The following is an 11,987-nucleotide window of genomic DNA, read 5'->3' on the forward strand; positions in this document are numbered from 1 at the left end:
ATGTGTGTAGCAATTAAACCAGAGGGATGAGAGTTGAAATCCGTTTTTAGGTCCTTTTTATGTATCTTTTCCCTTACATTGGTGTCGGTTGTTTCAATTGCAGGAGAGCAAGCGGACAAAGCGATTGAAAGTGTAAAAACGTTGGTAGCACAAGGAAGTATAGCACCTGACTCAGTCATTCGTTTGGTCGCAAAGCAGGGGAATATTGCCAATTTTTTAGGTCAAAATCACGATTTGAAAAATCGATGGGAGGACGCTACAGGTATACTAATTGATGCTAAAACAATGCCTCAGCAAGCATCAATTGATTATATCCAGAATCAGACAGATATAGATCTAACCGTTGCGCGAAATAGAGAATATGCTGATCTATTTCACAATAACTTGATTGTTGATCTCTCTCCTTTTATTGAGTGGTTTGGTTTTGACTTGGTTGATGTGCAAAAAAGTCCTTTTTTAATGCCGAAAAAGCAAGCTTTCTATGCTGGGATTCCTGTTGCTATACCTGCTGATGGGGATATCGCTTTGCTATATCTTCGCAAAGATCTGTTGGAAAACTCTGATAATCAAAGGTCTTATCAAGCGCAGTTTAATGAACCCTTACAAGCGCCTAAAACATGGCTAGAGTATCAGCAGCAGGTGGCTTTCTTTCATCGATCAGAGTCCGGTTTTTATGGCTCTGTAGAGCAGCGTGATGAAGCTTCTGGGTGGATGTTCTGGATGCCTAGATACGTTTCGCAAGCGTATCCAAATCAATACTTATTTGATGACACTATGAAACCATTGATCGATAGTGAAGCTGGCATTGCTGCTACAGATAGTTATTTAGCGACCTTACCTTATTCCCCACCTGATATTCTTAATCACTCCAGCAACTACACTTATACCCTGCCAATTTTTATGAGTGGCAAAGGCTATTCGACCATTATTACCTTAGCAGGGGCGAAAATTTTTAATTCTCCTCATTCTAAAGTAAGAGGGAAATATATAGCTGTATCAATGCCAGGAACCCAAGTTGGAAATATAGTTAACCGTCGAACTACGCTTATCTATGGCAATAACTTAGTGATACCTAGTACTGCTGAGAATAAAGAATTAGCATTTTTATTTGCAATGTGGCTGACTGACCCCGATATATCTGAACTTGCTCTATCGGAGAAAGGAGGATTTGCTGATCCTTACCGAGTTAGTCACTTTCAGTCTGAAACTATTCAGGCTACGTATGGTAAAGATGTATTAGACGTGGCTCTTAAAGAAGTCTCTGTGACTGTGCCTGCTGGTACGGGACTACCTGGAGATCGAGAATATATTGCTGCGCTTAATAAGAATCTTTTTCTTGCCGCAAAAGGGGAGCAGTCGGCGCAAGAGGCTATGCGTGCCACAGCTAAAGAGTGGGATCAGATTACAGAACAATATGGTCGAGAACAGCAGATTAAATATTGGCTTAAAATGAAAGCGTTATTTCCAACTGTTCATTAAGGATTATTTTGGCTCTTTTTGATAGTAAAAAGCATCAACTAACTATTCAGCGTAAATTACTGTTTGGTGCCATTCTTATGGCGCTATTTGTCGGAGTTTTGTTGTCTGTAGCTCAGCAGATTGCTCAGCAATCTACTCAGCAGCAGGCGGAAATACAGAACCAAGCCGTCAGGCCTTTAGTTCAGGTCAATGCACTTCAATCCTTAATTTATCGTATCCGAGTCACTGAAGTTAATTTACATGTTGAGAGTGATTTCTTCGCTCTTACAGCTGCAACTGAAAAATTGTCTGCAGATATCCAGTTATTTGAACATAGTTGGCGCGCGTTCATTGACGAATTTGGTGATGGGCATGATAGGCAGGTTCGATCAATTGATGATAATTGGCAGCGACTGAAATCTAGTATCAATAAAGTTATTCAGTCTGCCGTTGATGGGCAGATAGCGGAAGCTTTTCGATTGTCTCAATTTGAATCTCAACCCCGATTTAATGTCATCGCAAAGGACTTAGAGATTCTTGTAACCCAGATCGAGATCTCAACAGATGGATTTATAATCGAAGCGGTTGCAGAATTAGAGTCGCAACAACAACGTTTCTTGCTGATTTCCCTCGTTGGAATGCTGATTGCGATCATCTTAATGATTTGGTTTTCTCGCTATTTCGTTTTGCGTTTAAACCGAATGCGTCAGGCATTTTTTAGAATTGCCAATGGCGATCTTGAGCATAAAGTTGATGTTGTTGGGCATGATGAGTTAACGGCTTTGGCGCGATCTTTTAACGCTATGCAGGAGAAACTAGCTGATCGACAAACTGCGCTAACTCAAGCTCGCTTATTATTGGAAGAGCGGGTTAAAGAGCGAACAAAAGAGCTAAAAGAGTCTAATCTCAAGCTTCGTGAAGAGGTTGTTGAGCGAGCAAAAATACAGCAAGAACTAAAAGTACTTTCTCTTGCGGTATCGCAAACCCCTGTCAGTATCATCATTTCCGATGCTAGAGGAATGATCGAGTATGTGAATGATGCTGCTATTCAGGCCTCAGGCTTTGTTGAAGAGGATCTGCTGGGCAAAAGTGCCATCTCTTTAATTGATCAACAACAGACAAAGAAAGCCTCATTTATTGATTTTACTCAGGCTTTAAATAATGACCAAGAGTGGGCAGGCGAACTATGTGCTACTCGACGGTCGGGTCAGAGTTGTTGGGAAGCAGTGCACTTATCTCCGGTGACAACCACCGAATCAGAAATTACCCATTATCTGATTATTAAGGAAGATATTACCGAACGACGTGAACAGGAGCAGAAGCTACTTTATCAGGCTAGTTATGACGCACTGACTGAATTGCCCAATAGAACGCTTGGGATGGAGCGTTTAGCACAGGGGGTAATTAATGCTCGGCGATTGCAGCATAAATTGGCGGTTATGTTTATCGATCTTGATGGCTTTAAGAATGTTAATGACTCATTGGGTCATGATATTGGTGATCAGCTTTTAATTAAGGCGGCTTCTCGGCTGCTGAATACCGTCCGAGAATCAGATGTAGTTGCGCGCTTAGGTGGGGATGAGTTCTTGATTATTATGCCCGCAATTTCAGAGCAATCCGATTGCTTCCCTGTGTTAGATAAGATTAAGCATGCCTTTTCGGAGACGTTTCAATTGGCAGGCCATAGTTTAGCAGTTACCCCTAGCATTGGATTATCTATCTTTCCTGAAGACGGTGAGGATGGGGCTATTCTGTTACGCAATGCTGATTTGGCTATGTATCAAGCTAAAGAGGCCGGTCGCAATACATATAGGTTTTTCAATCACCAGATACATGAAAACCTGACGATGAGAATGCAGGTGGAAACCCAGTTGAAGTCTGCATTGGAGAAGCAAGAGTTATCGTTATCCTATCAACCGATAGTTGAAGCTCAGACCAGAAAATTGGTTGGGGTCGAGGCTTTGTTGCGCTGGAATAATGAATTGTTAGGTCCTGTGTCGCCAGATCAGTTTATCGGTATAGCTGAGCAAACGGGTTTGATTGTGCCAATAGGAAATTGGGTAATACAAACTGCGTGTATGCAGATTGCTGATTGGAGAACTCAAGGCCTGCGTGACCTGAGTTTAGCAATCAATGTTTCTCCTCGACAGTTACATGGGGATGGATTGGGGGCAGTGATTGATCAAGCGTTAGGGGCAGCGAATCTTAATCCGGAGAGTTTAATCTTGGAGGTAACGGAAGGATTGTTGATCAGGAATCCTACGGAAGCTAAACGAACGCTAGAGGCGCTAAAGGAACTTGGTATTGGAATCGCGATGGATGATTTTGGCACGGGTTACTCATCCCTCAGTAATTTGAAGAATTATCCATTTGATATCTTGAAAATAGATAGGACTTTTGTGCGCGATATAGCTTCAGATCCCGAAGATTGCGCACTTATTTCAGCCGCAATTAGCATGAGTGCTGGTTTGGGTTTGCCCGTTGTTGCTGAGGGTGTTGAAACAGAGCAACAATTGAATATATTAGCGGATATGAACTGTGATCGCGTTCAGGGCTATTACTTTAGCAAGCCGTTAGCGCCAGAGGAGTTCTTGCTCTGGGTCAAAGATTATCAAAGTTCCGATATTTCCTCGACTAATGAATGACGTCTTTTACTACTTAGTTCCGTTGGTTCGCTAGCTGTGTTGACGTATATTGTGTAGCGAACGTTAATTAATTTTAGGAATGCTAGTATGTGGTCTGTAGACGGGCGCCAGGTTGTGCATCAGTCGGGTCTTTCTATTGAAGTTTTGGACGGTAGCTTCAGCAATCCGCTTGATCTGTCCATCAGGGGTGACAAAGGTTTTTCTGCGCCAGAACTGGCTTTAATGATTCGAGAAGGGATGGAGTACGCAGCTAAAAACGGCGCTAAAGCAACAGTTCGGGCAGTAAGGCCTAACGCAACTGATAAGCCTAAACGTCCTATTTTGAAACTTAAAAAGTAGTTTATTGATGGCGGCTGATTAATTTAGTTAATTCTTCTTGCGGTAAAGGCTTGCTGTAAAAATATCCCTGAATATAGTTACATGCTTTTGCCGCTAAATAGTCCCTCTGAGACTGTGTTTCTACCCCCTCTGCAATGACTTTTACTCCGAGTGCATGTGCCATAGCAATGGTTGCATCTATTAGCGCTGGGGCTGTTTTATCATCTTCAAAATTTTGCATAAAACTACGATCGATTTTTAGGGTGTTGAACTGGTATTGGCGAAGGTAGTTTAAAGAAGAGTAGCCTGTGCCAAAGTCATCCATTGAGATAAGAATGCCTAATTGGGCGAATTCCTCAAACGCTTTTATGATGTAAGTTTGATTGCCTAATAGCACACCTTCCGTTATCTCCAAATGTAAGCTGTCGCCCGATAGCTGATTTGTATTGAGGTATTTTTTGATCTTGGTGAGCAGTGTTGGTGCTTTAAATTGCAGCGGTGATAAGTTGACTGCAATTTTGAAATTGGAGTTATGTTGTTCAGTCCAAGTTTTAGTGGCTTTCAATGCTTCTTTTAATACAAAGTAACCAATCGGAATGATTAAGCCTGTTTGTTCGGCAATCGGTATAAATTCGTCGGGAGGTACGTGGCCTAGAACTGGGTTGCTCCAGCGAAGTAGGGCTTCAGCACCTACAATACGTTCCGATTGAGTGTCAAATACGGGTTGGTAGTTTAGATAGAATTCGTTACGTGCTAATGCGCCATGCATCTGCTCTTCTATCAGTAAGCGGCGTTCTATACCGGCATTCATATCCTCGGTGAAAAAGTGGTAGGCATTTCGACCTTCGCTTTTGGAGTGGTACATAGCGGAATCAGCATTTCGCAGCAGCTGATCCGGTTGGCTGCCATCATCTGGATAAAGGGATATACCAATACTCGTCGTAAGAAGCAGTTCTCTATTTTTGACTTTAAAAACATCGCGGAAGCTTTTGAGTAGGTTTTCTGCAATGGGGCGTACCTCAAGGGAATCTTCGAGGTTGTTAATGAGAACGATAAATTCATCACCGCCCAAACGGCCTATGGTATCGCTGGCGCGAATCATCGAGCGTAATTTATCTGCTGCTTGAATGAGTAATTCATCGCCTAGTGCATGACCAAGCGTATCGTTTACTTTCTTAAAATCGTCTAGATCGATAAAGAGGACTGCAAGCTTTTTGTTGTTTCGGTCAGCTTCTTGAATCAGCAAATTGAGCCGGTCGAGAGCTAAGAAACGATTTGGTAATCCTGTGAGGTTATCGAAATGTGCTTGATGAATGATTTTCTCTTCTTGGATTTTCTGGCTGGTTATATCTTGCAGGGTTTCTATCGCTCCAATGGTTTGACCATCTTCATCCTGAAGAGGAGCTGCTGTGAAATATAACCAGCGACCATCATGCATTTTAGGAAAGTAGTCTTGGGCTTCTACTGCACCTGGGATGAGCTCTGATGGCTGGAATTTATGACCGTAGTGTTTTTCTATATCTTTGGCTATGGCGCCATTAAGAACTAAATCGGCCATCACTGGGCGCGGATGACCATAAAAGCCACGCCAAGAGTCTTTTGTGCCAATCACTGCTGCAGCAGGTATGCCTGTGAGTATTTCGCAGGCTTTATTCCAGTGTGTGATAACGTGATCTTCATTGATAACGAAGCTGGCAATGGGGTTGCCAATAATCATCTGGGACAGCTGTTGCTGGGTTTTTTTAAATGCTTTCCGTGCTAAGTAAAGATCGGTGATATTGGAAGCTATGCCTCGATAACCTGAAAAATTCCCCTCAATATCAAAGGTTGGAGCACCACTGACGGTATAGCGCTGTAATTGCCCTTCATCATTAAAAATATCGTACTGGAAATCATAGAAGGGCTCGTGTTGCTTACATAGAGCTTTGTGTTCCTGCATTGCAGAATAAGAGTCGGGGCTAATTGGCATTTCCCAGCGGCAACGACCAATAAAATCGATCTGGTTGCGACTCATTCGGCTGATCCCGGTCCCTGAGAAGCTGATGAATCGAAACTCTTTATCCTGCTCCCAAAACCAATCGGACGATAGCGCAGCAAAATCGTTAAGGCGTTCTATCTCCTGCTGCAATTGTGCAACCTGAGCTTCGAAATCAGTCTGTTTAATGGCTTTGTTACTCATATGGATAGCTACTGCAGTTCTGCTGTTCCAGAGTTAAATGATCATCTTATAAGTATAGATGTTGAATTGTATTTCAATAAACAGGTTTAAGTAATTCTAAATGTACTTTTAATTCGCTAGCTTGCTATTGTGCGGATGACTTTGATTGAGTTTGGGGTAATTTAATAATAGGAAATGTATAAAAACTTAATTTCTTTTCAAATATACTCTAAAAAATATAACGCTTTAATTCTATGTATGTTAATAACTACTAAATTAATTGTCTTGAATTAAGTGCTTTGGGTTTGTGTAGTGTAATATTGCTCATCACGTTGAAATGTAAAAATCTGCATCCTGATAGAAACCGATCCTGTTGCAGAGCGGGCTTAAAAAGAGAGGAGCTAAATAAGGTGTCTATTGTGCACAAAAGTGTAAGAAAGATTGTAACAGCTGCATGCCTTTCTGGGTGTATGATTAGCCTATCAGCTAATGCCGAAGATTTAATTGATGTTTACAAATTAGCGTTGGAAAATGACCCTACCTATCAGGCGGGTTTTCATGAGCACGAAGCGTCTAAAGAAATATATTCTCAAGCCAAAGCCGCGTTACTTCCTACTATCAAATTTGATTATTCTCAGACAGAAACAACGCAAGATATTGTTAGTTCTGATAATCAGGTTTTTTCCAGCGGGAGCACCTCTTACCCAACCACTGAGATGACTCTATCTCTTACCCAATCTATCTATAGCTACAGTAATTGGGCTTACTTTAAACAAGCGAAAGAAGATGTGAAGAGGGTAGCGTCTGAGTTGGAGGATGTTCGCCAAGATCTGATGATGCGTACCGCCGAAAACTATTTTTCTGCGCTACGAGAATACGATAATTACACTTCTGTTAAGTCTGAAGTTGCTTCCCTAGAAAAACACTATGAGCTGGTACGTCAGCAGCGCGAAGATGGTCTGGCACGTGTTACCGATGAACTGGATGCTCAGGCGCGTTATATGCAAGCTAAAGCGCGTGAAGTGGAAATTCGCAATACACTAAAGGATGCGCTTCAAAGTTTGAAAGAGATGACAGGGCAATTACCCCAGTCATTGGTTTCTCTTGGTCTTGATATGGACTTGGTTGAGCCAACGCCAGCAATGCCTCAAGAGTGGGTTGAGAAAAGCCGAAACAACAATCCTAATGTTCTCGCTAAGCGTTATGCGACTTCAGTAGCTTGGCAGGAAGTTCGCCGACAAAAGGGTGGACATTATCCAACATTAGATTTTGTTTTTTCGCAGAACAATAGAGAGACAGAAGGGTCACTATTTGGTGGTGGCTCTGAAGTTGAGACTCAAGACATGATGGTTAAATTAACTGTGCCCATTTACGCAGGTGGTGCAGTGTCTTCTAAAGTCAGAGAGTCTATTGAACTGCATAATAAAGCTCAGGATGAATTAGAAGTTGAGTGGCGTGCAACAGAACGTGAGACGTATGCTGCATTTGACGGTGTTGTTGGCTCTATTGCTAAAGTTGAAGCGTTGCAGCGTTCAGTGGATGCTTATGAGCTTGGTGTAGAAGCAAAACGTACCGCTTATGAGTCTGGTTTGACATCGAGCTTAAGTGTATTGGATGCAGAGCGTGATTTGTTCTTTGCTAGAACTGAGTTTTCTAGTGCTCGATATGACTATCTTATAAATACGTTGCGCCTAAAGCGTGCTGTTGGCCTCTTAGGAGATACTGATTTGGAGCAGGTTAACGCCATGCTTTCTGGTGAAGAGCAAGCGTTTGAGATTACGGCATCGGTAATGGATAGCCGTACTTATCGAAGTTCTGAGCAGGCTCGTCGTTAGGTCTCAAATGCAGCCGCAAGCTGTATTGCTATCTGCCTTTTCCTCTTTGGCAGTGCCATTTGGTTATGAGCGTTCTTGTAAATTAACGGCGGGAACTCTCAATCAAACCCGATTTCTACTTACTCAACACAAAAACTGTTTTGGGACCGATCCGCTGGCTTCGCTTTTGGAGTTAGCGGTTGATCTTAAAATGCCTGACGAAGGCTTGGGATGGATTCAGAATCGACTTGATAAAGCTGAGCTTGTTCATCTAGGGTATGAGGATGAGCGTGGTGAGCCGCTGTTTAAACTTTATCTTGAGTATCCTTATTCTGTTGCCGAAGGTGGCGAGCTAAATGACTCGAAGGGGTTTTTGCTGCATCAGGCAATTAAATGGAATCCAAATAGCAATCGTCATTTAATCACAAACTATCGATGTTTACCCTCCTTATCCAAGGAGCATTATTTTTCATTTATTGAACAATGCTTAGGCTCTTCTGGGCGGGGACAGTCTTTGTGGGTTACAGCATTATTGGAGCAGGTTTGTAAATCAAAGTTGCCAATGATGCTTGATGTATCTGAGCCTGAGAGTGTGCGTAGGTCTTTTGATATCAATTTATATGATTTCTCTCTCCAAATAGGTGAGTTGCCTTCTTTACTGAAAAGGCTTTTTAAAAGCTTTTCAATTTCGTCTACTTCTGTGGAACAATTTTTAGAACAAAATGCGGGTCGTGTTTTAGGTCATGTATCTGGCGGAATAAATCGAGCTGGAGAGCCTTTTGTTACGCTGTATTTTGGAGTGGAAGAACGCTGTGGAAAATAGGAATGAGCTAGAGCTGTTTTTTAAAAAATGTGGCCCCAAAGCGCAGTTGTCGGATTATTGTCTTTGGTCGTACCCCCCTCTGGCAGCTACTGATGGTAAACAGCATTCTGTTAACCTTCTATTAAATAGCTTTTCTGTAGCGGGCGTCGGAGTTAACGGCGTTAAGTTGATAAACGAAATTCAGAAATTGATGGGAGAGGGACAGACAGTTTGGGGGGTAAAGCTTGTTGACGGAAAAATTAGTTGGGAACTGTATTTTTACGACTATAAACGCCTTGAGAGAATAAACTCCTTTTCTCGTTTAAAGCGACTGATGCCTGATTATTTATCGACTGCTTTGGATGTATCGGATGATGTACCTTACTTTATGTTTTCGATAGATCTGGGTGTCGAAGAGTTGAATGAATGTCGTTTAAATTTAAGCGAAGCGAATATCTATATTGGGAATGACGGTAGTAATGTGTCTTCAGGAATTAGTTATCTCTTGTCTGAAGACGGTCTTTCCTTAAGCAATCTTTATTACTTCTATAACTCGGTTAAAGAGAAAGAAGGTATTTTGGCAAAGATAGCAAGTTCTGCGCATTTGAACCTGCGGAAGTTAGATTTCAATAAAATTCTTTTTCCTGAACTTCGTGATTGTGAAACGACCGTAGTTGCTAATAAAAAACAAAATGAAGGGATCTACTTCTCTCGTATTAAAATAGAACAGCTTATTTGGTTCTTAGAAGTCATGAGGTATCCAGAGCCGATTCTGGGTTATGTAAAGGCTTCTATGAATGAATTAGATCATATGCTCTATGATGTCGGCGTAGATTACAAAATGTTGCCTGATGGCCAGATAGAAGTTTTGAAGACGAGTTATTACGGAATTTTTTGATGCTTTCTATAGAACAGCGCTTCGATCACAGTGTCTACGTCTCTATGACAATGGAATTTCGCTGTAACTTAAAATGCGTTCACTGCATGATCGAAGGAACTATGGATTATCTTGAACCGCAGAGTCGACAAAAGTTTGATGAGCTGCTTGCTTATAATCGAGAACACCAAAAGTGGTCTGGGCTAATTCTTACCGGCTCAGAAATTACCTTGCACAGAAATTTGCCTGAACTGGCTAAAGCCGCAAAGCAGTCTGGCTTTCAGCATGTTCGAATTCAGAGTCATGGTATGCATCTTGGCAAGTTAGATTATTGTGCCCAGCTCATTGACTCTGGGGTTGACGAATTTTTCATTAGCGTTGCTGCTGCAGATGCTCAGTCGCATGATGCAATAACCCAAGTTCAAGGTTCATTTAATAAAACCCTTCAGGGAATGGAAAATATAGATCGTTGGGAGCATACGATCAGTATTACTAATACAGTCGTAACAAAAAAAAGTTATAAGCAGTTACCGCAAGTTGTAGATGCATTAGCGCATTTAAAAAACTTAGCGCAAATGGAATTTTGGTTTTATTGGCCGATGTCAGGCAAGGATGAAAAGACTTTGCTTGCACCTCATTTGGAAATGTTGCCCTATTTGAAAGAGGCTGTGATAAAAGCACAGGCGCTAGGTCGGCGTGTGGAAATTAAAAATTTCCCACAATGTTTGTTGGGAGAATTTAAGCATTTATTGGTAAATGGACAGCCGCAACTTTTTATTGATCCTGTATTTTGGCGGGAATTTGAAAAAAACGGTTTTTATCAATGTAAGCATCGAGAAAGCTGTCAGTCCACGGAATGCCTAGGGTTAAATAGTGCATATATTAAGAATTTTGGTTGGGAAGAAGAAATACTTACTCCACAGGCCAATAGTTAAGTTGCAGAAGGGGTGTCTTCTTATCTAAGATGGATCCTTTAGACTGCAATAAATATTAGAAATAGCTAAGGAAAACAACGTGACAACACAGTTACTGATTTACGGAGATGTTCAGCCAATCAATAAGCAGCGTCATGCAGATTGGTCAGTAAAAGCGGGTAGTCAATATGGCTTTGCTCAAGCGGTTAACTCAGTACCGTTAATGGCTGTTGAGTTTCCTAATGCGGCTGAAGAATATTGTGTAGTGTTTGCGGGCGAAGGTGAAAATCTTCTACCGGTAGTTCTAATGGGTGTTAGAGAGCAGGAAAATCTTTACGTAAATGAAGATGGTAGTTGGAAAGCTAAATATATCCCAGCTTTCATCCGTCGTTACCCATTTGTTTTTTCTAGTGCTGATGATGGTTCGACCCTAACGCTTTGTGTAGATGAGGGGTTCGAAGGTTGCAATCAGGAAGGGCGTGGCGAAAAGCTATTTGATGCTGATGGTGAGCAAACTCAGTATCTAAGTTCTGTATTGGATTTCCTAAAAGAGTATCAAGTGCATTATCAGCGCACTAAGGCTTTTGCTAAAAAGCTCCAGGAACTAGATTTGCTTGAGCCTATGGGAGCGCAGTTTACTACGCCAGCTGGCGAGAAACGTACTGTGACTGGTTTCCAAGCAGTTAATCGTGAAAAACTAAAAGGTTTAGCTCCTGAAACGTTTGCTGAGCTAGCTCAAACTGATGAGCTAGAACTGATTTATGTGCATCTGCAGTCTATGCGTAATTTTACTAAGATGCTTGAAAAAGTTTCTGGTAGCGCGGCTGTATCTGCAGATGAAGAGACGACAGAAGAAGTAACGCATTAAATTAAATGGGGTGGTGGGAACTACCCCGTTGTTTTATAAGAAGTATTTAGAACCGGATTGGTGTGGCAGCGTCGATCCGGTTTTTCAGCATTTATAGAATGGTCTTCGGCAGGACCGATTAGAGGGTGATTTG

Annotated in this window: 9 protein-coding genes; 8 read left to right on the forward strand and 1 reads right to left on the reverse strand. The window is 41.8% G+C overall.

The window, feature by feature from the left end:
- Positions 1 to 33 precede the first annotated feature (33 nt).
- The 3 genes from ACMXYU_RS02210 (at position 34) to ACMXYU_RS02220 (ending at position 4,442) form a co-directional block, all read left to right on the forward strand.
- A complete protein-coding gene (locus ACMXYU_RS02210) occupies positions 34 to 1,479 on the forward strand; it encodes an ABC transporter substrate-binding protein (RefSeq protein ID WP_415899997.1) in 1,446 nt (481 codons plus the stop codon).
- 8 nt (positions 1,480 to 1,487) lie between these two features.
- Complete coding sequence (locus ACMXYU_RS02215) at positions 1,488 to 4,103, forward strand: EAL domain-containing protein (RefSeq protein WP_415899998.1); 2,616 nt, start codon at positions 1,488 to 1,490, stop codon at positions 4,101 to 4,103.
- Between the two features lie 87 nt (positions 4,104 to 4,190).
- Positions 4,191 to 4,442 (forward strand): hypothetical protein, encoded by a 252-nt coding sequence (locus ACMXYU_RS02220; protein WP_415899999.1) that lies wholly within the window; start codon positions 4,191 to 4,193, stop codon positions 4,440 to 4,442.
- Position 4,443: 1 nt separating this feature from the next.
- Here ACMXYU_RS02220 and ACMXYU_RS02225 read toward each other — a convergent pair whose 3' ends face one another.
- Entirely contained in the window at positions 4,444 to 6,600 is a 2,157-nt protein-coding gene (locus ACMXYU_RS02225; protein WP_415900000.1) for an EAL and GGDEF domain-containing protein, read from the reverse strand.
- Between the two features lie 398 nt (positions 6,601 to 6,998).
- On the opposite strand from ACMXYU_RS02225, the gene ACMXYU_RS02230 reads away from it, so the two are divergent.
- The 5 genes from ACMXYU_RS02230 to ACMXYU_RS02250 all read left to right on the forward strand — a co-directional run bounded on the left by ACMXYU_RS02230 (position 6,999) and on the right by ACMXYU_RS02250 (position 11,854).
- Positions 6,999 to 8,414, forward strand: coding sequence for a TolC family outer membrane protein (locus tag ACMXYU_RS02230; RefSeq protein ID WP_415900001.1), 1,416 nt, complete (start codon positions 6,999 to 7,001; stop codon positions 8,412 to 8,414).
- Between the two features lie 46 nt (positions 8,415 to 8,460).
- Positions 8,461 to 9,216: a hypothetical protein gene (locus tag ACMXYU_RS02235; protein WP_415900002.1), complete on the forward strand. Its 756-nt coding sequence runs from the start codon at positions 8,461 to 8,463 to the stop codon at positions 9,214 to 9,216.
- Positions 9,206 to 10,093 carry a hypothetical protein gene (locus ACMXYU_RS02240; protein WP_415900003.1) on the forward strand — a complete coding sequence of 296 codons (888 nt, stop codon included), beginning with the start codon at positions 9,206 to 9,208 and terminating at the stop codon, positions 10,091 to 10,093. The genes ACMXYU_RS02235 and ACMXYU_RS02240 overlap by 11 nt, the downstream gene beginning before the upstream one ends.
- An 86-nt stretch (positions 10,094 to 10,179) precedes the next feature.
- Positions 10,180 to 11,007, forward strand: coding sequence for a radical SAM protein (locus ACMXYU_RS02245; RefSeq protein WP_415900004.1), 828 nt, complete (start codon positions 10,180 to 10,182; stop codon positions 11,005 to 11,007).
- A gap of 79 nt (positions 11,008 to 11,086) precedes the next feature.
- Complete coding sequence (locus ACMXYU_RS02250; protein WP_415900005.1) at positions 11,087 to 11,854, forward strand: SapC family protein; 768 nt, start codon at positions 11,087 to 11,089, stop codon at positions 11,852 to 11,854.
- Positions 11,855 to 11,987 lie beyond the last annotated feature (133 nt).

It is taken from the genome of Neptuniibacter sp. QD48_11 (assembly GCF_047778095.1).
Lineage (GTDB): Bacteria > Pseudomonadota > Gammaproteobacteria > Pseudomonadales > Balneatricaceae > Neptuniibacter.